Source organism: Natroniella sp. ANB-PHB2 (assembly GCF_046097105.1).
In the GTDB taxonomy this organism is placed as follows: Bacteria; Bacillota; Halanaerobiia; order Halobacteroidales; family Halobacteroidaceae; genus Natroniella.
Genome location: NZ_CP175562.1, coordinates 525,803 through 550,252, shown reverse-complemented (window position 1 = coordinate 550,252; position 24,450 = coordinate 525,803). Strand labels below are relative to the sequence as shown.

Genomic DNA, 24,450 nt, shown 5'->3' with positions numbered 1-24,450 from the left:
CCTCCTACATCTCCCAAGGATATCCTTGCAGGAATTAGCACCTGTTCCTCTTTCAAGGTGGTTGCCGAGCTTCATAGGGCCTGTCCCTCCACTACTCTTGATGCATTTATAATTATATGATTTTTTTATAAGTATTATAAGTTTAACATATTGGATAATTTCTGTCAATACCTACTGCAATTTAATTACAAAATAGCTTAAATTTAATGTTAAACCAACCGTTGCAACCATAAGGTAGATCTCAACTTAACATTAAACTTAATATCAATTTAATGTATCCATTATTTACAGCTTGAGAACTTATATAAGTTGTGCTATTCTAGAGTTAAAATTATATCTTACTAAGGAGGTACAATAATTGATCGAACTAAAAAACAATCTAATAATCTTACTAGTCATTACACTATTACTAAGCATAGTGAGTATTGACATTAGCTATGCCAACCAAACTCACACTATCAAAGAAGGAGAATCATTATTTACAATTGCTAGAAAATACGATACTACTATTTCTGCTTTAACTAACATTAATAATCTTAATAATCAAGATTTGATTTATCCTGGAAATAGATTAAATCTACCTTCTAACAATAGTGATTCTGCTCCTGACAATGATCAAGAGCAAGTTAATAACAAGGATCAAATTCCAGAAAAAGAAAGTTCAAACAACTCTAATGCTACAACAAGATATTCACCAACTAGTTGGCTAAGTCGAGAAGACTCTATTTCCGCCGAAATTAAAGAACAAGAAGAGCCAAAAATCTATTATCGTGGTACTGATAAAGTAGCATTAACGTTTGATGATGGTCCAGATACTAAATATACACCACAAGTTTTAAATATACTAAAGGAATATAATATTAAAGCAACCTTCTTTTTAGAAGGGAAAAAAGTAGAAAGATATCCTCACATAGTTGAGAGGATTGTTGAAGAAGGACATGTTATTGGTAACCACTCCTGGTCACACCCGAATTTGAATCTATTAAATGATGATACAATTGCTGAAGAAATACTGAAGACAGAAGAAGCAATTGAGCGAATAATCAACCGGAAAACCACTCTTTTACGACCACCTTATGGCTTTGCTTCAAGCAGAGTAGTAAATAAGGCAGCTGACTTAAATTATAGAGTAGTTAACTGGTCTGTTGATTCATTCGATTGGAGAGTTGATAGTAAAGAAGAGTTACTTGATAATACATTGCCAGGAATTAATCCTGGAGCTATCATTTTATTACACTCTGCTACAGGAGAAGGGAATAGTCTAGCACCAACTGTTGAAGCTTTACCAACCATCATTGAAGAAACAAGAAATAAAGGTTTAGATTTTGATACAGTAAATAATGTATTATCCATGGCAGCTTATAGAAGATAGAAGCAAAAAAGACTTGCTTATATAAGCAAGTCTTTTTTGCTTAGAAAACCACTTTCTAAAAATGTAATTAACTTTTAAATTTTAATATGTTTGAATAAGTTCATAACTTAACCTAAAACTACAATTAGAAATCATCTTATTCTTATGCCTTTTCTTGAGGCAGTTTCAATAACAAGCTGGCAGTTATTATCCCTAATACCGCTAAAATAATTACAGGATAAAATGCATAAATATAACTTCCTAACAGATCTCTTAAATTACCTGAAATTAAATTCCCTAAAATTGCTCCTACACCATAAGCAGTAAATACAACTCCATAATTTTTACTATAATTTTTATCTCCAAAAAGAATTGCCGTAGCTGCTGGAGCAATTGCTAACCAGCCACCAAGATTTAACCAAAAAATACTAAAAGCTATACCATATAAGACTACAGAACCTTCTTGAGCATTTAATATTAAAACAGAAGCCACTATTATTAATACATAAGACAATATAGCAGCATAACTAGGGCCAAATTCATCCGTAAACCAGCCAAAAATCGGTCTTCCTATTCCGTTAAAAATGGCAAATAATGAAACCATAAAAGCAGCAGTTTGAGAATCTAAATTAATAATTTCTTCTGCTACCGGACTTGTAATAGCAATAGCCATCAAACCTATTAAAGTCCCTAATATAAAACAGAGCCATAATCCATAAAAAGTTGTATTTTTTATCATAGCTCTAACATTTAAATCTAAAGTTCCCTCAGTAAAATCTACTGAATTATTATCCTTAATTTCTAAATTACCTTTTGGAAACTTTAAAGGCAAAGCCAAAATTATAAGAATTATAGTAAAAACTATTCCTAAAAGCCTAAATGTTTGAAATAAGCCATATATATCAATCAACCAATTTGCTAAAGGAGCAGTTACAAAGGGAGAAAGCCCAAACCCTCCTAAAGTAAGACCAACTGCTAAACCTTTCTTATCTGGAAACCACTTAGCCACTACTGCCATAGGAGCACCATAAGCTATACCTACTCCTGCTCCAGCAATCGCACCATAAGTTATTGATAATTGAATGATACTTGTTGTAAAACTCGATAAAAACCACCCAAGACCAACCAATCCTCCTCCAACTATTGTTACTAATTTTGGCCCGTAATCATCTATAAATCCACCTGCTATTGGCATTAAAGCAGCATAAAAAACTAAAAAGATCATATATGGTAAGCCACTTTGAGTAGCATTAATATTTAATAATTCTTCTACAGGTTTTCTAAAAACACTCCAGGAATATACTGTCCCCATACACATAAAAATCAATATTCCTATCGGGATATATAACCATCTTTTTGTTTTAAATGCTACACCAATATCTTTATCTACTATCTTGTCCATTTTCTTAGCTCCTTTCCTATCTTTAGTTAGCAAAAAAACTATAAAAAAATATAGTTATCTTTACTATAATAACAGACTAAACACCTTTTATCAACCTTTTTAGCTGCTTTTTTTATAATTACTCATTAACTTTAATAATTAAACATCAATTTACTACTTTAATCAGAATTTTATTTACTCAATAAGAAAAGAATCTACTCAGTTAACTGAGTAGATTCTTTTCTTATTGAGTAAATTTTTTTAAAACTGTCTTAGCGTATTCCTGTGCCCCAAACAAAGAATGATCACGATAATTCCCACACTCTATAACCGTAGTCGCTGGAATATCTTCTATTTCAGCTTTTAGTATCTTTTCTAAAACCAAAATCAATACTTCTTCCACCTGTTCTATTTCAAGTTCACCAATTCTAATCAAATAAAACCCAGTTCTACATCCCATTGGTGAAATATCAACAATATAATCCATCTCATCTCGTATATAAGTAGCTAATAAATGCTCCAACGTATGCAAAGCCCCAGTAGGAATTACTCCTTGGTTCGGTTGAACGAATCTTAAATCATACTTTTGAATAATATCTCCTTGAGGAGTAGTTATCTTTCCTGCTTTTCTTACATAAGGAGCATCTACCTTAGTATGATCAAGACTAAAACTCTCCACTTTGACCTTATCCACTCTATCACTCCTTACACTAAAGTTTTAGCAATCTCTGAAAAGATTCTATCCGCAACCTCTAACTTAGTAGCTTTGGCCACTTCAATTTGATCATCGGTGCTTATTATTACAACTTTATTAAAATCAGAAGCAAAACCTGTATCTCGAGCACTGATATCATTAGCTACAATAAAGTCAATTTTTTTCTTTTTTAGTTTTTGCTGAGCATTTTCAATTAAATTATTTGACTCTGCAGCAAATCCAACTAAAAGTTGCTCACCTTTTTCATTACCTAATTTTTCCAATATATCTGTTGTTCTTTCTAGTTCTAAGGTTAAACCATTACTTTTTTTTATCTTATTTTCAGCAATAGATTGAGGAGTATAATCTGCCACTGCCGCTGCCATAATTATTATATCCTGCTCAGCTTGATACCTAAAAACTTGCTGATACATCTCCTCAGCAGTTCTAACCTTAATTATTTTAACCCCTGAAGGCTTATTTAAATGAGTAGGGGCAGAAATCAAAGTGACATTTGCTCCTCTAGCTTTAGCAATTCTAGCTAACTCATATCCCATTTTTCCAGATGATCTATTTCCTAAATACCTGACCGGATCCAAATCTTCCTGTGTTCCTCCTGCTGTAATTAAAACCTTCTTACCTATTAAATCACATGGACTTAATAAATAGGATACAGTACTAGCAACAACCTCCTCAGGCTCAGGTAATCTACCTTTTCCTTCAGTTCCACAAGCTAAATAACCTTTATCTGGCTCAATGAATCGATAACCTTCTTCTTTTAATTTTATAATATTTTTTTGAACAATTGAATTTTGATACATATTTACATTCATTGCAGGCGAAAAGACCACTTTTGCTTTAGTAGCCATTACTGTCGTCGATAACATGTCATCTGCAATTCCATTAGCCACTTTACCAATTAAATTGGCAGTTGCCGGAGCAACTAAAAATATATCAGCCTTCTCAGCTAAAGAAATATGTTCAACATCCCATGATTGAGGTTCAGCGAACATATCAACAATTACAGGATTATGGCTTAATGAACGAAATGTAAGTGGTTGAACAAATTTAGTAGCAGCTTCAGTCATAATCACATGTACATTAGCTCCTAATTTTTTTAACCTGCTTACTACTTCAAGAGATTTGTAAGCGGCTATTCCTCCAGTAACTCCTATGACAATTGTTTTATCCTTCAACATATCTATATCATCACCTTATTATCCAATTTAGATTTAATCCTCTGTCTTAGGTTTTACTTTTCCAGCTACAATCTCCTCTAAAGCCTTTGATACCTCTTTAGAGCCATTATAATCATCTAATAGCTCTTCCTCTTCATCTTTCAAAACCCTTGCCCGTTTAGAAGCAACTACAACTGCAGTAAAAACAGAATCACACTTTTCCAATATATCTTTCATTTCTGGACGTGCTAACATATCTATCCCCCCTCTTTACTTTATAACTTTTGAAGTTTCATATTATATTTTGCATTTTTCAGCTAAAATTATTGCCTTTAATTTTTTTACAGCATTCTTTACTCGATCATTAATAATTAAATAATCATACTCTTTAATCTGCTTTAACTCCTGGTTAGCATTTTCTAATCTTGTTTCAATTGCTTTTTCACTCTCTGTTCCTCGACTATAAATTCTAGATTCTAACTCATCTAATGATGGAGGAGCTAAAAATACAAATATTCCCTCTTCAAAAGATTCTCTCACTTGCTTCGCTCCCTGAATATCTATTTCCAAAATAACATCTCGACCATTTGCTAAGGTCTCTTCAACATATTTTTTAGGAGTCCCGTAATAATTATTATGCACTTTGGCCCATTCAATAAATTCATTCTTTTTGATCAAAGACTTGAATTTTTTTGTAGACATAAAAAAATAGTCTACTCCATCTTCTTCTCCTGGTCTTGCTTCTCTAGTAGTAGCCGATACAGAATAAGAAATATCTTTATAATCCTCTAATAAAGCATTCAATACTGTACCTTTTCCTACTGCAGAAGGCCCAGAAAAAACTATCAAATTTCCTTTGCGATCTTCTTCTTTATACTTCATCTTCTTCTAAAAAATACCTCCTCCACTAAAATATCATTCCTCATCATCAGTTAATCGTTGTGATACTGTTTCAGGTTGTACTGCAGATAAAATAATATGATCACTATCAGCAACTACAACTGCTCTTGTTCTCCTTCCATATGTAGCATCAATTAACATCCCACGATCACGAGCATCTTGAATAATCCTTTTAATAGGTGCAGACTCTGGACTTACGATTGCAATAATTCGATTAGCAGCAACAATATTACCAAATCCAATATTGATTAACTTAATATCCACTATTAACCCACCTCTTTATTAAATATTTATCACCTTAATAATAGTACAATCATTTAAACCACTTTAATTACTTCAAACTAATTAATAATATATCATAACTTTGATTCATTTTGCAAATCCTTTATTCAATTTAAATAACTTTCTAAGTATCATTTTTCTTCCTTTATTCATAATATAATCTCAAAATAAAAAAAAACACCTACAAGGGTATCTAAAGTAAAATGGCTCCCCGAGTAGGACTCGAACCTACGACAAAGTGGTTAACAGCCACTCGCTCTACCAACTGAGCTATCGGGGAACAACTTATTTAATTAACATTTAATATTGAAGATTTAATAATTAAAACCAGTTTTAGTATCTAACTATTCAATCTTCCTTCAACACTCAGTATTAAATGCTTTATTATACATTCAAAACTGCACAATAGATATATTCTAGATTAAGCCCTCGATCTATTAGTACCAGTCAGCTGAAGATGTTGCCACCCTTATACCTCTGGCCTATCTACCTGATAGTCTATCAGGGATCTTACTAGATTCACTCTATGGGATATCTTATCTCAAGGTCAGCTTCACGCTTAGATGCTTTCAGCGTTTATCAAATCCGTACTTAGCTACCCAGCAATGCCTTTGGTAGACAACTGGTACACCAGAGGTACGTCCATCCCGGTCCTCTCGTACTAGGGACAGCTCCCTTCAAATATCCTACGCCCACGACGGATAGGGACCGAACTGTCTCACGACGTTCTGAACCCAGCTCGCGTACCGCTTTAATTGGCGAACAGCCAAACCCTTGGAACCTGCTTCAGCTCCAGGATGCGACGAGCCGACATCGAGGTGCCAAACCTCCCCGTCGATGTGAACTCTTGGGGGAGATAAGCCTGTTATCCCCGGGGTAACTTTTATCCGTTGAGCGACGGCAATTCCATGCTCTACCGTCGGATCACTAAGCCCTACTTTCGTACCTGCTCGAGTTGTAGCTCTTGCAGTCAAGCTCCCTTCTGCCTTTACACTCTACGTGCGATTTCCGACCGCACTGAGGGAACCTTGGGGCGACTCCGTTACTCTTTAGGAGTCGACCGCCCCAGTCAAACTGCCCATCTGAAACTGTCCCAACACTGGATTACAGTGCATGGTTAGAATTCCGGCACATTAAGAGTGGTATCCCACTTAAGGCTCCTTCGACACTAGCGTGCCGAGTTCATTGCCTCCCACTTATGCTGTACATAATGTACCAAAATCCAATATCAGACTACAGTAAAGCTCCACGGGGTCTTTCCGTCCTGTCGCGGGTAACCTGCATCTTCACAGGTAATACAATTTCACCGAGACCTTCGTTGAGACAGTGCCCAAGTCGTTGCGCCATTCGTGCAGGTCGGAACTTACCCGACAAGGAATTTCGCTACCTTAGGACCGTTATAGTTACGGCCGCCGTTTACTGGGGCTTAAGTTCTGCGCTTCAGCTTATGCCTAACACTTCCCCTTGACCTTCCAGCACCGGGCAGGCGTCAGCCCCTATACATCGACTTACGTCTTAGCAGAGACCTGTGTTTTTGGTAAACAGTCGCTTGGGCCTGGTTATTGCAACCTCTTCGAGCATACACCCTAATGAGGTACCCCTTCTCCCGAAGTTACGGGGTTATTTTGCCGAGTTCCTTAACGAAGGTTCTCTCGCGCGCCTTAGAATACTCTTCTAGTCTATCTGTGTCAATTTGCGGTACGGTTACCTCTTATCTGGTTAGAGATTTTTCTTGGCAGTGTAAAGTCAACTACTTCGCCTCCGTAGAGACTCCTGGTCACACCTTAAAGTTAATGACGACCCGGATTTACCTAAGTCATCCTTCTTAATGTTTCAACCTGACATACCGTTGCCAGGCTAGCCTATCTTCCTGCGTCATCCCATCACTCATAGTGATAAGGAGGTAGCATTGGAATTTTAACCAATTTTCCATCGCCTACGCCTTTCGGCCTCGGCTTAGGATCCGGCTTACCCTGAGCGGACGAGCCTTCCTCAGGAAACCTTAGACTTACAGCGAATAGGATTCTCACCTATTTTATCGTTACTCATACCGACATTATCTCTTCTATACTGTCCACAGCTCCTTCCGGTACTGCTTCAACCTATATAGAATGCTCCTCTACCATTGGTTATACCAATCCGTAGTTTCGGTGATGGACTTTAGCCCCGTACATTTTCAGCGCAAGATCACTCGACCAGTGAGCTATTACGCACTCTTTAAATGAATGGCTGCTTCTAAGCCAACATCCTGGTTGTCTATGCAATCTCACATCCTTTACCACTTAGTCCATACTTTGGGACCTTAACTGACGGTCTGGGTTGTTTCCCTCTCGACTATGAAGCTTATCCCACATAGTCTGACTCCCAAGCTTAATAAGATGGCGTTTGGAGTTTGACTGGATTCAGTAACTCTATAAAGCCCTTAGTCCAATCAGTGCTCTACCGCCAAATTATAACACTTGAGGCTAGCCCTAAAGCTATTTCGAGGAGAACCAGCTATCTCCGAGTTCGATTGGCCTTTCACCCCTATCCACAACTCATCCCATGGCTTTTCAACGCCAACGCAGTTCGGACCTCCACACGTTCTTACACGTGCTTCATCCTGGTCATGGATAGATCACTCGGTTTCGGGTCTATGACCTGCAACTTTCGCCTTTTAAGACTCGCTTTCGCTACGGCTTCACCTTCTTTGGCTTAACCTTTCGCTACAGATCATAACTCGTCGGTTCGTTATGCAAAAAGCACGCCATCAGACTTTAACGTCCTCTGACTGCTTGTAGGCACACGGTTTCAGATTCTATTTCACTCCCCTCCCGGGGTTCTTTTCATCTTTCCCTCACGGTACTGGTTCACTATCGGTTGTCAGGAAGTATTTAGCCTTAGGAGATGGTCCTCCTTGCTTCCCACGAGGTTTCTCGTGTCTCATGGTACTCAGGATACTATCTAGTCAACTCCAATTTTCACCTACAGGGCTATTACCTTCTGTGGCGTAGCTTTCCAGCTACTTCGATTAACTGAAGCTTATCCTATGACCTTTTTATGGTAAGGTCTGATAGTCCTACTACCCTGTAATAGCAATGCCCATAAGCTTGACACTATTACAGTTTGGGCTGTTCCCCTTTCGCTCGCCGCTACTTAGGGAATCGCTTTTGCTTTCTCTTCCTCGGGTTACTAAGATGTTTCAATTCACCCGGTTCCCTTCTTAAGGCTATTTATTAACCTTAAGATGATATGGGATTATCCATACCTGGTGCTCCTATTAGGACATCCTTGAGTCATCACTTGTTTGCAGCTCATCAAGGCTTTTCGCAGCTTGCCACGTCCGTCTTCGGCTCCTGACACCTAGGCATCCACCGTGCGCCCTTACTAACTTAATCTAGACGCACTATCTATTGTGCAGTTTTCAAAGTACAAATTTTAAGTCTGAGGCTGAGTTTAAGTTTTAGTCAAGACAAGAACTAAGTTCTTACTTAGCCTTTAAACTTGAACTTAGACTTAGTTTCAGTCTCTCAAAACTAAACAATGCAAGTTCCAACTACGACTAGAGTTGAAATAACTCCTTAGAAAGGAGGTGATCCAGCTGCACCTTCCGGTACGGCTACCTTGTTACGACTTCACCCCCCTTACCAGGCACACCTTCGGCGTCCTTAGACGACTTCTGGTGCCCCCAACTCGGGTGGTGTGACGGGCGGTGTGTACAAGGCCCGGGAACGTATTCACCGTGGCATTCTGATCCACGATTACTAGCGACTCCAGCTTCATGCAGGCGAGTTGCAGCCTGCAATCCGAACTGAGATCTGCTTTTCAGGATTTGCTAAACCTTGCGGTATCGCTTCCTTCTGTACAGACCATTGTAGCACGTGTGTAGCCCAGAACATAAGGGGCATGATGACTTGACGTCATCCCCACCTTCCTCCGCGTTTTTCCGCGGCAGTCTCCTTAGAGTCCCCACCTTGACGTGCTGGCAACTAAGGACAGGGGTTGCGCTCGTTGCGGGACTTAACCCAACATCTCACGACACGAGCTGACGACAGCCATGCACCACCTGTCTTCGTGTAGTCCAAAGGACTATACCCTGCTTTCACAGGTAGTCACGGGATGTCAAGTTCTGGTAAGGTTCTTCGCGTTGCTTCGAATTAAACCACATGCTCCGCCGCTTGTGCGGGCCCCCGTCAATTCCTTTGAGTTTCAACCTTGCGGTCGTAATCCCCAGGCGGGATACTTAATGCGTTAACTCCGGCACCGAGGGGGTCGAACCCCCAACACCTAGTATCCAGCGTTTACGGCTAGGACTACCGGGGTATCTAATCCCGTTTGCTCCCCTAGCTTTCGTACCTCAGCGTCAGGTATAAGATAGAAAGTTGCCTTCGCCATTGATGTTCTTCCTAATATCTACGTATTTCACCACTACACTAGGAATTCCACTTTCTTCCCTTATCCTCAAGTCTAGTAGTTTCAAAGGCAGTTCACCGATTGAGTCGGTGGATTTCACCTCTGACTTACTAGACCGCCTGCGTACCCTTTACGCCCAATGATTCCGGACAACGCTTGCCCTCTACGTATTACCGCGGCTGCTGGCACGTAGTTAGCCAGGGCTTCCTTTAAAGGTACCGTCAACCCTAACTGTTATTCACAATTAAAGTATTCTTCCCTAAAGACAGAGCTTTACGATCCGAAGACCTTCTTCACTCACGCGGCGTTGCTCCGTCAGACTTTCGTCCATTGCGGAAGATTCCCCACTGCAGCCTCCCGTAGGAGTCTGGGCCGTGTCTCAGTCCCAGTGTGGCCGATCACCCTCTCAGGTCGGCTACCCATTGTTGCCTTGGTGAGCTGTTATCTCACCAACTAGCTAATGGGACGCGGGCCAATCTTTAAGTGATAGCATAAAAGCCATCTTTGCTCCGAAAGGAGTTTATCCGGTATTAGCTTCCTTTTCAAGAAGTTATCCCAGTCTTAAAGGTATGTTCCCACGCGTTACTCACCCGTCCGCCGCTTTACTCACTACCCGAAGGTAGCTTTCTCGCTCGACTTGCATGTGTTAAGCACGCCGCCAGCGTTCGTCCTGAGCCAGGATCAAACTCTCAATTAAAGTTTATATCATGTGCAAAAGCACATTGATTACGAGTTTGACTAGCTCTTCTTGCTTAGTTGAAACATTGCATTGTTTAGTTTTCAAAGACCGAATTGCTTGTTCACTTTTTCTGTCACTTTCTCAAGCGACAATTAATATAATATCAAACTCACTCTTGTTTGTCAAGAACTTTTTTGAAAACTTTTTTGTCGCCAATCTTTTCTTGCGACAACATCGAGTAGTATATCACTCTACTTCGAGCTTGTCAAGAAAAAATTAAAAGTTTTCTCCCTTGATCAGCACAACTAATAATTTAACATATTAGCTCACACCTGTCAAGAAAAATCAAGTTTTCACATTGCCCTTAAACAGTACCTAATATAATAACATCTAATCTTTAACTTGTCAAGCACTAACTATATTAATACCCTATACTCTAATTAATATACATTTAAATCAAAAAGCCTACAACTTAAATTAAGTTGCAGGCTCCATAAAATTAATTGTTCAAACTTATAAGTTTTGAACCACTTCTAAACATTCACCACAAATTTCTGAATGTTCTTTATCAGTACCAACTGTTTTACTATAATGCCAACAACGTTCACATTTATCACCAGGAGCTTGAGCTACTGCTACTTTTATTTTTGTTTCTTCACCAACATATAATTCCTCTTTCTCGATTTCAGTAGTAAAGTTTAATAGATTTAACTTAGAGACAATAAATAGTTCTGCTAAATCATCAAATTGAGTTAAGAAATCATATAATTCTTGCTCTGCATAAAGATCTACCTGAGCATCTAGAGAATGTCCTACAACTTTCTCATTACGGGCCAACTCTAAAGCCTTAGAAACATCTTTTCTCACTTGTAATAGACGATCCCATTTTTCTTCCAGCTTTTCATCTAAATAATCTTCTTTGACCTGTGGCCACTCTTCTAAAAATACACTTTCAACGTTATTGCCCTCAGGTAAATACCGCCATACTTCCTCAGCTGTATGCACTAAAACAGGAGCAACCACCTTGATTAAAGTAGTTAAGATTTCATACATCACCGTTTGAGCAGAACGCCGTACTAAATCATCTGCTTTTAAAGTGTATAATCTATCTTTTAAAACATCAAGATAGAAGGAACTCATTTCTACCGTACAGAAATTGTGCACAGCATGATATAATCTATGATATTCATACGATTCATATGCTTCATTTACCTGCTTAAGCAACCTTTGTAACTTTAACAAAGCCCAACGATCAATCTCAGTCAATTCATCTTTACTTACTTTATCTTCTGCTGGGTCAAAGTCATCTAAATTACCTAAAATATAACGCGAAGTATTTCTAATCCGTCGATAAACTTCTGCATTCTCTTGCAAAATCTTATCAGAAACCCTTACATCCTCTTTGAAATCAGAAGAAGCAACCCATAACCTTAAAATATCTGCCCCATACTGCTCAATAACATCAAGTGGTGAAACAACATTGCCTATCGATTTAGACATCTTTTTACCATTTTTATCAAGTGTAAAACCATTAGTTACTACAGCTTTATATGGTGCTTCTCCTCTAGCAGCAATCGAAGTTAATAAAGATGAATTGAACCAACCTCGATATTGATCAGTCCCTTCTAAATATAAATCTGCTGGTCGCTCTAAATCATCGTAATTTTCTAAGACCGCAGCATGGCTTGATCCTGAATCAAACCAGACATCCATAATATCAGTTTCCTTATCAAACGTATCATTTCCACAAGAATTACACTTAACAGATTCAGGTAATATTTGATTCGCTTCTAACTCATACCAAACTCCTGAACCTCGTTGACCAAACAACTCCTTAACTGTTCTAATAGACTTTTCAGTAATTAATGGCTCATCACAATCCTGACAATAAAAGATCGGAATAGGTACCCCCCAGACCCTTTGACGAGAAATACACCAGTCAGTTCGATCAGCAACCATATTAGTCATTCTTACTTCTCCCCACTCAGGGTACCAATCAACCTCCTTGATCGCCTGTAAAGTTTCATCTTTAATATTCTCAACAGAAGCAAACCACTGTTCCGTAGCTCTAAAAATAACAGGATCTTTACATCTCCAACAATGAGGATAAGAATGATCAACAAAGCTTAAGTCCATCAATAAATCATCTTCTTTTAATAAATTTGTTACTTTAATATTGGCATCATCATAATACATTCCAGCAAACTCTTCACCAGCTTCTTCAGTAAAATACCCTTCATCATTCATTGGAGCATAGACTTCAATATCATATTCTTGGCAAATAACATAATCATCATGACCATGTCCAGGAGCTGTATGTACACAACCAGAACCTTGCTCTAATGTTACATGTTCTCCTAAAATTAATGGCGACTTCCGCTCATAAAATGGATGCTTACAACTAACCCCTTCCAACTCTTCTCCTTTAAATTCAGCAAGAATTGTATAATCATCAATACCACAAGTATCCAACATTTCATCTACTAATTCTTTAGCAGCTACTAACTTATCACCATCTGCTTCTACTATTACATAATCAAAATCAGGATGAATAGAAATTGCCATATTAGAAGGGATAGTCCATGGAGTAGTCGTCCAAATAACAACATAATCATCTGTAGTTAGCTCTACATCATCTAGTACTTTCCCTTTTTTTACTGGAAACTTAACATAAATTGATGGCCCATTAACCTCTTCATATTCAATTTCTGCTTCTGCTAATGCAGTTCCACAGCTCGTACACCAGTGTACCGGCTTTAACCCTTGATATAATAAACCTTTCAGGGCCATCTTTCCAAAAACATCAATCTGTTTAGCTTCATATTCAGGCTCTAAAGTAATGTATGGATTATCCCATTCACCCCAAATCCCTAATCTTTTAAATTGCTCTTTCTGTCTTTCTACATATTTCAAAGCATAATCCTTGCATTTTTCTCTTAATTCTGTTGTTGTTAACTCTTTTCGCTCATCTCCTAATTCCTTAGTTACTTTATGTTCGATTGGTAAACCATGAGTATCCCAACCAGGAACATAAGGAGCTTGAAATCCTTTCAAGTGATTATACCTAGTAACAATATCCTTTAGAATTTTATTTAAAGCATGACCAATATGAATATCCCCATTAGCATAAGGAGGTCCATCATGTAATATAAACTTTTTAGCACCTTCTCTTTTTTCTAATGCTTTTTCATAAATACTATTTTCATTCCAATATTTCTGAAAGTTAGGTTCTCTTTCAGATAAATTAGCCCGCATAGGAAATTCATTATTAGGTAAATTCAACGTATCCTTATAATTCATCTTTTATTAACACTCCTTTTTTATAATTTAAAGTTCGTAGCTTATAGTGAATAAATCCGAAAACTTTTAAACTAACTCTTTAACTTTAATTATCCACTATTAACTATACACTAATAAAAAAACCCCCATCCCACTAAGGGACGAGAGTAAACTCGCGGTACCACCCAATTTAATATATACTAAGTAGCTATTAAACTATTAGCTAGAATCTTATATATTCACTCAATTTAAATAACGGCTATTACCGATTCCTTTTACTACTATTTCAAAGAAACAGCTAAGAGATGATCTTCAGAAAAGTTTCCATTGCTAGGCTTCCACCATCCCTAGTTCGCTATAATTTTAACTCTACTTACTCTTCTCTATTGTCGCTTTTCAAACATTATTTAATTTATAAATCATTATAATACACTTACTTTCTTTCGTCAACTACTATTTATAATCTTTTTAAAATCTCCATTATCATTCTATAAGAGTTACTAGCAGCAAATTTAACAAATTCATCAAAAGATATCTCCGCTTCTTGATCAGCCTTATCAGAGATAGACCTAATTATTACAAATGGTGTATCATTTAAATAAGCTACTTGACCTACTGCTGCTCCTTCCATCTCTATACATTGCCCTGCAAATGTTTCCTTTAACCACTCTACCTTTTTCTCATCTGAAATAAATTGATCCCCAGATAAGATCCGTCCTACACTAATCTTGATCTTTTCAGAACTGGCCAACTCCTCCCCAACCTCTTTAGCCACTTCAACCAACTCTTCATCAGCCTTAAACGCAACTTGATCTAACTCAGCAATCTCTCCATACTCTCTACCAAAAGCCGTAATATCAACATCATGCTGAACAACATCTGTTGAAATCACAATATCTCCTACCTCAAGCTCTCTATCAATAGCCCCAGCTACCCCTGTAAATAAAACTGCTTCTACTTCAAAATTATCGAGTAAGATTTGAGAGCAGACAGCTGCATTGACTTTACCAATCCCACTTCGAACCACAACAATTTCATGATCAAGTAACTTACCAGAATAAAACTCCATATTAGCTTTCAATAATCTATCTTCAATCTCCATTTCTTCTTTTAATAGCTTAACCTCTACCTCCATTGCCCCAATTATTCCAAATTTCATTCTACTCCCCTACCTTTAAATACTATAGATATATTACTTTATTATGTATCAACTAACTATTTTTTATTCATTAATTTCAAAATCAAGCTCTTCTTTAATCTGTTCTAGACCAGCTTGTTGATCCAACATCTCTAAATGAGACTTTAACAATGTTTTGAATTTAATCTTGAATAATTTTTCATGCTCAATTAACTCTCTATACTGCTGATATTTCTCTTCAGCTTTAAGTCTAGCCTCTTCCTTTATCTTTTCAGCTTTTAACTTTGCTTCTTCCAAAATCAAACTAGCTTTCTTTTCTGCTTCAGCTTTTTGTGTTTCCATCGTCTGTTGGGCTTGATCTATAGTTTGATGTAACTTCTTATCCTTTTCTTTATATTCTTCAATTTCTGCTTCTAATTTTTCTATTTTTAACTTTAAATTACTATTTTCATTCAATACTTCCTCATAATAAGCAGCTATTAGATCTAAAAAATCATCAACCTCTTGTTGATCATACGAAAAAATAGAAAAAGTTTTATCAAACTCTTTATTATAAATATCTGATGGAGTTAAAGACATTATTCCCCCTCCTAATTAAATATATTTTTTTAACCTTAGTTTAATTCTGCCTTTCTTGGACTTGCCTAGTAACTCATCTATCTCTATCCTTCCTCGACCACGAATAGAGATAATATCATCTTGGTCTAAAAAGTAAGCAGGATCAGTAACAACCTTCCAATTAACCTTTACTTTGCCACTTTCAATCTCACTACTCATCTTATTTCGAGAAGTAGAAAAACCAGAACTAGCAACTGAATCTAAACGTAAAGATGGTACTGTATCTCTAATCTCTTTTACTCTTTCTGATTCAATCTGTAGCTGCTCAAAAGAAATTTCTTCGATTTCAACTCCTATTTGATGAACCTGCTCGAGGTTAAGTAATAAATAGCCAATAATCTCTTGAGCAACAATAGCTTGACAGCCTTGTTCGTATAAGACTAAATCTCCAACCATCTCTCTTTTAATCCCCGTTCCCATAATTGCTCCTAAAAAATCACGGTGGCTAACCTGTTGAAACTTAAACTGCCCAGTAATCTTTAATAATTTAATCGGTGATTCAATCAGATCCTTAATATAATAATCGGGCATCACAGCTAACCTTTTACGTTCAGCACGTTTATAGCCACCATATTCTAAAAACTTAAGACCAGCAATTTGCTCTAAGATCGGTTTGGCTAAATAAAGGAGGTGAGGATTTAAAAATTTAGTATAAGTAGGTTGATGTCTCTGTAAGGCTAGTTCTACTTTATCTAAAATTTGATTCAAAATAAATTTTTCTTCTTCCTCATTTATATGGGCCAACATTCTCTCGTTATCCAGCATCATATCCCTCCTTTATTAGTTAACTACAACACCGCCCATAACAACTGAATTAAACCATTTCTAATAATCCCTAATACTATAAAAGCAATAATTGGAGAAATATCAATCCCAGGCAGAGGAACTAACTCTCTAATTGGCCCTAGGACAGGTTCCGTAGTCCGATAAACAAAATTTAAAAGATCTCTCATAAATTGATGATGAGTAGGTGGTTGTACCCAAGAAGCTACAATTCTAGCTATGATAATCCAATTATAGATCCTAAATGCTCCATCTACAAGTCTAATTAATAAAAATCTCATACTCATAACCTTCACTCCTTTCTTAATTCTTCTGCTTTGTCTCTTGCTGTTGCTACTGCTTCATAAATAGCAGATCTAAACCCAGCCTTTTCTAACTGTCGCAAAGCAGCTATCGTAGTCCCTCCAGGCGATGTAACCATATCCTTTAGCTGAGCTGGATGTTTTTCTAACTCAAGAACCATCTTAGCTGCACCAATTATAGTTTGTAATGCTAAAGCATTAGCATCCTCTCTAGCCAAGCCAACATTAACTCCTGCATCAGTAAATGCTTCAATAAATAAATAGACATAAGCTGGGCCACTACCACTTAAACCTGTTACTGCATCCATCAACTCTTCTTCTACTCCTATTACAATTCCTATCCCACTAAAAAGCCTCTCAACTAATTCACCATCTGCAACACTAGCTGCTTTTCCTAAAGCATAAGCTGTAACACCTTCTCCTATTAAAGCAGGAGTGTTCGGCATTAATCTAATTACTGGAACTTCATTCTTTAAGTGGTACTCAACCTCTTCAACTTTTATTCCAGCAGCAATAGAAAAAACCTTTTGCCCTTCTTTAATTTCAACATCTAAGGAATTTAACACCTTGCCTATCACCTTAGGTTTAACTGCTAAAATGATATAATCAACATCACTGACAAGCTCATTATTATTACTGACCAATCTTACTCCATACTCTCTTTTTAACTCCTCTAATCTCTCTTCTTTTAAGTCACTAATATAAATCTGTTCTGCTGAAACTAACTCTGCTTCTAAAATTCCTGTAATCAAAGCTTCCGCCATTGCTCCAGCACCAATAAAACCTATCTTTTTATCCGCTAGCATTCCTCATCTCCTCTTTCTTAACTAATGATAAATTTTCAACATCAGAATTATCTTCCTTAATTCCATAACTTATTTTAACAGATTTAGGTGCAAATAAAAAGATGTCTTCACCTACTTTTTCTATATTCCCCCCTAAAGCATAAGAGGTTCCACTTACAAAGTCAATAATCCTTGTTGCTAAACGGCGTTTAACCTCAGTCAAATTAACAACTACTAAATGTCCTGCTTTTAATTTGTCAGCTATTGTCTGGGCTTCTTCAAAAGAGGTAGGCTGTACAATATCAATATTTTCTCTATTACAATCTTGAACTAAAGAATCAGTCTGTAAGGGAAATTTATTTTTGGGCTTCTCTTCAACAGTAGAATTGGAACTATCAACTTGCTCTTTTGGGGCTGATGATATCTCAGATTCAAAAGAAAATAACTCGCTTACTTTTTTTATTAAGGTCATTTGTTGTAATTTCTAGGGCCAAAAATCGCCGAACCAACCCTAATAATAGTAGCTCCCTCTTCAATTGCTACTTCTAAATCATTGCTCATCCCCATTGATAGTTCTTTCATCTCAACCCCTGGTATCTTATTAGCCTTTATTTGATTAGCAAGTTTTCTTAATTTCCGAAAGTACGGTCTTACTTCCTCTGAGTCCTCTACATAAGGAGCAATGGTCATCAACCCCTTAACTCTTAGATGTTTAAGCGAAGAAATTTCTCTTAAAAAATCAATAACCTCTTCACTCATAAAACCATATTTATTTTCATCTTCAGCTGTATTAACCTGCACTAAAACATTCATCTTTCTATCTTCCATTTTGGCCCTTTTATTAATCTTTTTAGCTAACCTCAAACTATCAAGCGAATGAATCAATTCACATCTATCCATTCTTGTTATATATTTGACTTTATTTCTTTGCAGGTGACCAACCATATGCCAATTCACCTCTTGCTCGAGATTACCATATTTCTCCCTTAACTCTTGAACTCTACTCTCACCAAAATTCAAAATTCCTTCAGCCACTATCTTTTTTATTTTATCTAAACTTTGTCTTTTAGAAACAGCAACTAACTTTATCTCTTCAGGATCACGACCTACTCTATTAGCAGCAGCGTTGATTTTTTCTTTTACTTTGACTAACCTCTCTTTGACAGTCATTATCAATTACCTCCTCCATTATTATTTCTCGAGCTATAATTATTTCCCTGCAAAAAATACACCTATATAGGTGTATTTTTTGATTAAGCCGTTATAATATTATAAATTAAAGTTAAGCAAATCATAGAAAAAGAAGGGTTTGACCCTTACTTAAGCTTATACTTAGGCTTAAATTTAACCCTTTATAACACCTCAGCTCCTAATTCCGCTAATTCAGAACGTTCACCTTTACTTAAAGTAACATGCCCTACTAACTCTTTATCCTTCATCCTTTCTACAACATAAGTCAAACCATTACTATTACTATCCAAGTAAGGATGATCTATTTGATAAGGATCTCCAGTCAACACAATCTTAGTATTCTCTCCAACTCTAGTTATAATCGTCTTTAACTCATGAGGAGTTAAATTTTGTGCTTCATCAACAATAATAAATTGATCAGGAATACTTCTACCTCTAATATAAGTAATCGCTTCCAGCTCGATTAAGTTCATCGCCTTCAAATCTGCTATTGCATTAACTGGCTCTTGGTCTTGGCCCCCACCAACTAAAAACTCCATATTATCATAGATCGGCCTCATCCATGGCTTCAATTTCTCTTCTTTACTTCCAGGCAAATATCCTAAGTCATTACCCATTGGTACAATCGGTCTAGTAACAATCAATTTCTTATAAGATTTATCATCAACAACTTTTTTTAATCCTGCTGCTAACGCTAATAAAGTCTTACCAGTTCCTGCTTTTCCAACTAAAGTAACCAATTTAATCTCATCATTTAATAACAACTCAAAAGCACAACTTTGCTCTCGATTACGCGGGCCAATCCCCCAAACATCATCAGCTTTAAAGATAAAAGAACGTAATAATTCCTCTTGTTGATCATAACGGGCCAAAGCAGATTGAGAACCTCCTAACTCATCTTCCAAACTTACAAATTCATTAGCCAATAATTCTTTATTTAAATTCAACTCTTCTGGTTTTAAGCCATTCTGTTGATAAAATTGATCTATCTTATCGGAGGCTACCTTAATCTTTCTAACCCCAGAATAAAGTTCATCAATATTAACACGATCAGTCTCATAATCTTCAGCCTTGACTCCAATAGCATCAGCCTTAATCCTCATATTAATATCTTTTGAGACTAAGATCACAGGAATATCACTCTTCTTTTTAAAATTTAACACGGTTGAAATTATTTTATTATCTGCCTTACTAGGATCTAGTGCTTGAGGCAGATCAGAAGAAGTTTCATAACTTAAGTCAGTTTTTAATAAACCAGAATTTTCTAGCCTAACTCCCTCACTTAACTTTCCTTTTTGCCTCAACTGATCTACATATCTGGAAAATACACGTGCATTTTTCCCCACAGAACCTTGCCTTTTTTTCTGTTCATCAATCTCTTCAACGACTATCATTGGAATAATAACCTGATTATCCTCAAAAGAAAAAATAGCCTGTGGATCATGTAAAATAACATTTGTATCCAAAATATAAATCTTTTCCATGATATCAACCTCCCACTAATTAGTTAAAATAACCTCAACCCCTGGCCCTACACCTTTAATCACTACTTGCTCATCAACCTTACCTACTACTTCCACTTCTTTAAAGTACCTATTAGTATAACTACTGACCATTACTCCCACTGTACCTTCCTCTTCAATTAAAGCACTAATAGGAACAACTACCCCACTATACACCTCTCTAATAATTTCAACCTCGGCCTTTCTTAATCCTATTAAATCAGAAGTCAAACTATTAAACTTAATGATCATAATATTATCAGGTTGATCAAATAAAATCTGATCAATTTCTCCAGTAAAATAACGTTCATCTAACTCAGAAAAAAGAACTTCAACATTTGAACCTTCTTCATAATTCATTATTTCATCTTGAGGTAATAACACAGCCAAATAAAACTTAAAATTATCAATAATTTTAAAGATTGGACGCCCAGCATTAACCTCTTCCTCTGGCCTGACTTTATTGATCTTTCCTCTTAAGTTAACAAATTGATCATAAGTTAAATTTGCTCTACTTTCTTCTCTTAATGTCATTTCCAAACCATCTATTTGATAACTTAGCAATCCAGAGTTATAATTATAAAGATCTTTTTCTTCTCTCCCAACAAGACTAGCTATCCTTGTACCCGCACTAACTCTTTCTCCTTCAGATACATATAATTGCAATTTCCCTTCCTGAGGAGCAAATGTGATTTTTTCATTTCTAATCAAAAGCCCTTCAGTCTCAATCTTATCCCTTAAAGTTCCATAGGTAGTAGTAGCTATTCTAGTTGAATGATAACCCAAAAAGTTAACTATTAAAATAATGAGCAGTCCAGTTCCAATTAAAAATAATAAAAAAAGAATAAATTTACTCAACCTATTCCTCTTACTGCTTTCCTTTGGCTTATTAACTTTAATATTATGCTCTCTTCTTCCAAAATCTTTCACGATATATTCTACTCCCAATTAATAATATTAATTATTACACTATATGTTATAATATTCTACTTAAAGTTAATAATCCCTGCCTATGATTAAATTTATCTTGATATTATGTGTCAGTGTCTGTGACTGTGGTCTGTCAAAATCAAACCCCTTAACCCCACAAACATAAAGGTTTTAAGCTTGATTTTTACTGAAACCATTAAACTACCCATGAATCGAATATCCAACAGTATCCTCTGCCGCCTCTAAAATCGCTTCTGATAAAGTAGGGTGCGCATGAATCATCTCTGCTACTTCCTCTACTTTTAAACTTGTTTGTAAAGCTAAAGTAATTTCATGTATTAAGTCTGAAGCATGTGGGCCAACAATATGTCCCCCAATAATACTACCATCCCTCGCATTAGCAACAATCTTAACTAACCCTTGAGTTTCATTAAGAGTTACCGCTTTACCATTTCCCTTAAAGGAGAACTTACCGACTTCAACTTCAATACCTTCTTCTTTAGCTTCCTCTTCTGTCAAACCAACACTTGCTACTTCAGGATGGGTAAAAATAGTATTAGGTATCACATCATAATCCATCTCTTTCTTATCTCCTAAAATATTCTCAACAGCAACTATTCCTTGCTTAGATGCTACATGGGCCAACTGGATCTTAGCGGTCACATCACCAATAGCATAAACGCCATCGATTTCTGTTTCTAAATATTGGTCAACCTTGATTGCGCCATTCTCAAGCTCCAAACCGATTGCATCAAGATTTAGCTCTTCAGCATAAGGTTCTCTTCCAATAGCTAATAGAGCAAGATCGGCTTCTAATTCCTCTCCATCAGCTAAAGTAGCTGTGACACCTGCTTCGTTTCTCCCTATCTGACTAATCTCTTTTTCTGTTTGGACATCAATCCGAGCTCTTCTAAAAGCACGAGCTAAATTAGCACTGATCTCTTGATCCTCCATCGGTAATAGTCTAGACATTACATCTACCACAGTCACCTTAACACCTAATGTAGCAAAGATAGAAGCAAATTCAGTACCAATCACCCCTGCTCCTACAATCAACAAGCTATCAGGTAACTCTTCTAAGGCTAATAATTCTCTACTGGTCAGAATTTTTTCTCCATCATAATTAAATTGATCCAGAATCAATGGCTTAGAACCAGTAGCAATGATTACATTATCAGCTTTAACTTCAACAGTTTCATCTTCTTTTTCTACTTCCAATAAATTTTTATCTTTAAAAGAAGCAACTCCAGAGATCAGATCAATCTGATTCTTCTCCATTAAATATTCGACACCTCTTACTAATTGCCGAACACTCCGCTCCTTATTTTTTGATATATTTGTCCAATCGACTTCAAAATCATTGACTTTAACTCCAAAGCGGCGAGCGTTCTTAATATTTCGTATTACATCACAACTAGCTGTCAAGGCTTTAGTTGGAATACAGCCCCAATTTAAACAGGTTCCTCCCAGTTGCTCCTTTTCAATCAAACAGACATTGGCCCCTAATTGAGCAGCTTTAATTGCAGCTACATAGCCACCTGGCCCACCACCGATAATTGCGATCTGGTATTCTTTCATCTCTAATCTCCCCTTATACTAGTTTATAATTTGTAGTCAAATTATAAAAGTGTAGCTTTTAAAATTACAATCTTAAAGCACAAAACCTAAAATCAAATCAGAACATGAATTAGCTAATTTTTTGCTTTAAAATTAATTCAATTATTTGATTAGGGGTGATTCTTAGAAACTCAGAAAAATATTTCCAAACGAAGCCCCCATAGCCCACATTAAAAATCACACATAATTGTAATTAAATTCAATCGCCAATTGCTTTTAAGCTATTCACTATTAATTATTAAATATTAAATACTCTTTATAATTTTATAAACCTCTCCATCTTTAATATAAACTCTCGGAATACGTTTACTGATCATACAGACTACTTCATAATTGATCGTTCCTATTCTATCTGCCACTTCAGTAGCTGTAATCTCATCGCCACCATCTTGCCCGATCAAGGTCACTACATCTCCTACTTCTACTCCATCAATCTCGGTTACATCAACCATCAATTGATCCATACAGACATTACCAACTACTGGTACCCGCTCCCCCTTAATCAATACCTGACTATTAGAAGAAAGCAATCTAGTATAACCATCTTCATAACCTATTGGTAAGGTTGCTATCTGTTGTTGGGTAGTAGTTGTATAAGTTCGTCCATAGCTAATATCAGTTCCAGCGGGAACTTCTTTCAAATGAATAATTCTAGCCTTCAACTTCATCCCTGTTCTTAAATCACTCTTCTGCTCAACAACCATAGAGGGCCAAAGTCCATAAGTTATAATTCCTAACCTAACCATATTAAAATATGTCTCTGGCAAATCTAAAAATGCTGCACTATTAGCACTATGCTTAATTGGAATGTCAAACCCTTCAGTTTCTAACTTCTTAATTAATTGCTCAAATTTATTCAGTTGCTGATAAGTATATGTCTTATCTTCTTCATCTGCTGTTGCAAAATGAGTATAAATCCCTTCAACTATTAAATTATCAAATTTATTTATTTCCATCATAAACTCTAACACTTCCTGAGGTTGTAAACCAATCCTGCCCATTCCTGTATCGACTTTGAGGTGAATCTTAGCTTTCTGATTTAACTTTTGGCCTGCAGCATCTAAGCTAGCGACAAGTTGATGATCATAAACAGTCTGAATCAGATCGTATTTAACCACATCACTAGCTAACTCAGGTGGAGTCCAACCTAAAATTAAGATCGGAACCTCAGTCAAACCAGCTTTCCTTAATTGAATTGCTTCATCTAAAATAGCCACTACTAACCAATCTGCTCCTTCTTTTATAGCTGCCTTAGCAACTTCTATTGCTCCATGACCATAAGCATCTGCTTTGACTACTATTGCTAGTAGCTTATCATCAGATAAATCACTCCTAAACTGAGCAATATTATGACCAATATTATCTAGAGATATCTCTGCCCAAGCAGGCCTTAATTTAAACTTTGCAGTCAAACTATCCTTATCCATGCTTGATTCTCCTTTATATTA

Annotated in this window: 19 protein-coding genes, 1 tRNA gene, 2 rRNA genes, 1 riboswitch and 1 other annotated feature; of the genes, 1 reads left to right on the top strand and 21 read right to left on the bottom strand. The window is 36.5% G+C overall.

The features are described from left to right. Nucleotides 1-3: 3 nt before the first annotated feature. A riboswitch (SAM riboswitch) is annotated at nt 4-107 on the bottom strand. 251 nt (nt 108-358) lie between these two features. Continuing rightward, nucleotides 359-1,372 carry a polysaccharide deacetylase family protein gene (locus tag ACKF5P_RS02825; protein ID WP_408955977.1) on the top strand — a complete coding sequence of 338 codons (1,014 nt, stop codon included), beginning with the start codon at nt 359-361 and terminating at the stop codon, nt 1,370-1,372. A gap of 142 nt (nt 1,373-1,514) precedes the next feature. Here the strand turns inward: ACKF5P_RS02825 and ACKF5P_RS02820 are convergent, their stop codons facing one another. The 21 genes from ACKF5P_RS02820 to alr form a co-directional block, all read right to left on the bottom strand. Beyond that, a complete protein-coding gene (locus ACKF5P_RS02820; protein ID WP_408955976.1) occupies nt 1,515-2,753 on the bottom strand; it encodes an OFA family MFS transporter in 1,239 nt (412 codons plus the stop codon). Nucleotides 2,754-2,976: 223 nt separating this feature from the next. Next, nucleotides 2,977-3,426: an S-ribosylhomocysteine lyase gene (locus tag ACKF5P_RS02815; RefSeq protein ID WP_408955975.1), complete on the bottom strand. Its 450-nt coding sequence runs from the start codon at nt 3,424-3,426 to the stop codon at nt 2,977-2,979. Nucleotides 3,427-3,437: 11 nt separating this feature from the next. Then, complete coding sequence (gene coaBC / locus ACKF5P_RS02810; RefSeq protein ID WP_408955974.1) at nt 3,438-4,625, bottom strand: bifunctional phosphopantothenoylcysteine decarboxylase/phosphopantothenate--cysteine ligase CoaBC; 1,188 nt, start codon at nt 4,623-4,625, stop codon at nt 3,438-3,440. A gap of 33 nt (nt 4,626-4,658) precedes the next feature. Next, entirely contained in the window at nt 4,659-4,859 is a 201-nt protein-coding gene (gene rpoZ / locus ACKF5P_RS02805; RefSeq protein WP_408955973.1) for a DNA-directed RNA polymerase subunit omega, read from the bottom strand. Nucleotides 4,860-4,901: 42 nt separating this feature from the next. After that, nucleotides 4,902-5,486, bottom strand: coding sequence for a guanylate kinase (gmk, locus tag ACKF5P_RS02800; RefSeq protein ID WP_408955972.1), 585 nt, complete (start codon nt 5,484-5,486; stop codon nt 4,902-4,904). 33 nt (nt 5,487-5,519) lie between these two features. Continuing rightward, on the bottom strand, nt 5,520-5,768 hold the full coding sequence (remA, locus tag ACKF5P_RS02795; protein WP_408955971.1) for an extracellular matrix/biofilm regulator RemA: 249 nt from the start codon (nt 5,766-5,768) through the stop codon (nt 5,520-5,522). A 222-nt stretch (nt 5,769-5,990) separates the two neighbouring features. Continuing rightward, nucleotides 5,991-6,066: transfer RNA gene (locus ACKF5P_RS02790), tRNA-Asn, on the bottom strand. Between the two features lie 137 nt (nt 6,067-6,203). Further along, nucleotides 6,204-9,163, bottom strand: a 23S ribosomal RNA gene (locus ACKF5P_RS02785). A 187-nt stretch (nt 9,164-9,350) separates the two neighbouring features. Further along, a 16S ribosomal RNA gene (locus tag ACKF5P_RS02780) occupies nt 9,351-10,875 on the bottom strand. Together the 16S and 23S rRNA genes with 1 tRNA gene alongside form the textbook arrangement of a ribosomal RNA operon. Before the next feature lie 495 nt (nt 10,876-11,370). Further along, the gene (gene ileS / locus ACKF5P_RS02775) at nt 11,371-14,157 is read right to left on the bottom strand and encodes an isoleucine--tRNA ligase (protein WP_408955970.1); all 2,787 of its coding nucleotides are present in this window, start codon (nt 14,155-14,157) and stop codon (nt 11,371-11,373) included. A gap of 133 nt (nt 14,158-14,290) precedes the next feature. Continuing rightward, nucleotides 14,291-14,535: a binding site (T-box leader), on the bottom strand. 58 nt (nt 14,536-14,593) lie between these two features. Continuing rightward, complete coding sequence (locus ACKF5P_RS02770) at nt 14,594-15,295, bottom strand: 5'-methylthioadenosine/adenosylhomocysteine nucleosidase (protein ID WP_408955969.1); 702 nt, start codon at nt 15,293-15,295, stop codon at nt 14,594-14,596. 63 nt (nt 15,296-15,358) lie between these two features. Further along, on the bottom strand, nt 15,359-15,853 hold the full coding sequence (locus ACKF5P_RS02765) for a DivIVA domain-containing protein (protein ID WP_408955968.1): 495 nt from the start codon (nt 15,851-15,853) through the stop codon (nt 15,359-15,361). 15 nt (nt 15,854-15,868) lie between these two features. Beyond that, a complete protein-coding gene (locus tag ACKF5P_RS02760) occupies nt 15,869-16,657 on the bottom strand; it encodes a photosystem II S4 domain protein (RefSeq protein ID WP_408955967.1) in 789 nt (262 codons plus the stop codon). Between the two features lie 23 nt (nt 16,658-16,680). Next, nucleotides 16,681-16,962 (bottom strand): YggT family protein, encoded by a 282-nt coding sequence (locus ACKF5P_RS02755; protein ID WP_408955966.1) that lies wholly within the window; start codon nt 16,960-16,962, stop codon nt 16,681-16,683. A gap of 5 nt (nt 16,963-16,967) precedes the next feature. Beyond that, complete coding sequence (gene proC, locus ACKF5P_RS02750; RefSeq protein ID WP_408955965.1) at nt 16,968-17,783, bottom strand: pyrroline-5-carboxylate reductase; 816 nt, start codon at nt 17,781-17,783, stop codon at nt 16,968-16,970. Next, a complete protein-coding gene (locus tag ACKF5P_RS02745; RefSeq protein ID WP_408955964.1) occupies nt 17,770-18,234 on the bottom strand; it encodes a cell division protein SepF in 465 nt (154 codons plus the stop codon). The genes proC and ACKF5P_RS02745 overlap by 14 nt, the downstream gene beginning before the upstream one ends. After that, complete coding sequence (locus ACKF5P_RS02740) at nt 18,231-18,932, bottom strand: YggS family pyridoxal phosphate-dependent enzyme (RefSeq protein WP_408955963.1); 702 nt, start codon at nt 18,930-18,932, stop codon at nt 18,231-18,233. The genes ACKF5P_RS02745 and ACKF5P_RS02740 overlap by 4 nt, the downstream gene beginning before the upstream one ends. A 182-nt stretch (nt 18,933-19,114) precedes the next feature. Next, entirely contained in the window at nt 19,115-20,437 is a 1,323-nt protein-coding gene (locus tag ACKF5P_RS02735; protein WP_408955962.1) for a PhoH family protein, read from the bottom strand. A gap of 15 nt (nt 20,438-20,452) precedes the next feature. Further along, nucleotides 20,453-21,385, bottom strand: a complete 933-nt coding sequence (locus ACKF5P_RS02730; protein ID WP_408955961.1) for an HlyD family efflux transporter periplasmic adaptor subunit — start codon at nt 21,383-21,385, stop codon at nt 20,453-20,455. A 201-nt stretch (nt 21,386-21,586) separates the two neighbouring features. Further along, nucleotides 21,587-22,963 (bottom strand): dihydrolipoyl dehydrogenase, encoded by a 1,377-nt coding sequence (lpdA, locus tag ACKF5P_RS02725; protein ID WP_408955960.1) that lies wholly within the window; start codon nt 22,961-22,963, stop codon nt 21,587-21,589. A 284-nt stretch (nt 22,964-23,247) separates the two neighbouring features. Then, nucleotides 23,248-24,429, bottom strand: a complete 1,182-nt coding sequence (gene alr / locus ACKF5P_RS02720) for an alanine racemase (protein ID WP_408955959.1) — start codon at nt 24,427-24,429, stop codon at nt 23,248-23,250. Nucleotides 24,430-24,450 lie beyond the last annotated feature (21 nt).

Excerpts from the sequence above, each read along its gene's own strand:
- ACKF5P_RS02820 (WP_408955976.1), bottom strand. The coding sequence starts at position 2,753 with ATGGACAAGATAGTAGATAAAGATATTGGTGTAGCATTTAAAACAAAA.
- coaBC (WP_408955974.1), bottom strand. The coding sequence starts at position 4,625 with ATGTTGAAGGATAAAACAATTGTCATAGGAGTTACTGGAGGAATAGCC.
- rpoZ (WP_408955973.1), bottom strand. The coding sequence starts at position 4,859 with ATGTTAGCACGTCCAGAAATGAAAGATATATTGGAAAAGTGTGATTCT.
- gmk (WP_408955972.1), bottom strand. The coding sequence starts at position 5,486 with ATGAAGTATAAAGAAGAAGATCGCAAAGGAAATTTGATAGTTTTTTCT.
- ileS (WP_408955970.1), bottom strand. The coding sequence starts at position 14,157 with ATGAATTATAAGGATACGTTGAATTTACCTAATAATGAATTTCCTATG.
- ACKF5P_RS02770 (WP_408955969.1), bottom strand. The coding sequence starts at position 15,295 with ATGAAATTTGGAATAATTGGGGCAATGGAGGTAGAGGTTAAGCTATTA.
- ACKF5P_RS02765 (WP_408955968.1), bottom strand. The coding sequence starts at position 15,853 with ATGTCTTTAACTCCATCAGATATTTATAATAAAGAGTTTGATAAAACT.
- ACKF5P_RS02760 (WP_408955967.1), bottom strand. The coding sequence starts at position 16,657 with ATGCTGGATAACGAGAGAATGTTGGCCCATATAAATGAGGAAGAAGAA.
- ACKF5P_RS02755 (WP_408955966.1), bottom strand. The coding sequence starts at position 16,962 with ATGAGTATGAGATTTTTATTAATTAGACTTGTAGATGGAGCATTTAGG.
- proC (WP_408955965.1), bottom strand. The coding sequence starts at position 17,783 with ATGCTAGCGGATAAAAAGATAGGTTTTATTGGTGCTGGAGCAATGGCG.
- ACKF5P_RS02745 (WP_408955964.1), bottom strand. The coding sequence starts at position 18,234 with ATGACCTTAATAAAAAAAGTAAGCGAGTTATTTTCTTTTGAATCTGAG.
- ACKF5P_RS02740 (WP_408955963.1), bottom strand. The coding sequence starts at position 18,932 with ATGACTGTCAAAGAGAGGTTAGTCAAAGTAAAAGAAAAAATCAACGCT.
- ACKF5P_RS02735 (WP_408955962.1), bottom strand. The coding sequence starts at position 20,437 with ATGGAAAAGATTTATATTTTGGATACAAATGTTATTTTACATGATCCA.
- lpdA (WP_408955960.1), bottom strand. The coding sequence starts at position 22,963 with ATGAAAGAATACCAGATCGCAATTATCGGTGGTGGGCCAGGTGGCTAT.
- alr (WP_408955959.1), bottom strand. The coding sequence starts at position 24,429 with ATGGATAAGGATAGTTTGACTGCAAAGTTTAAATTAAGGCCTGCTTGG.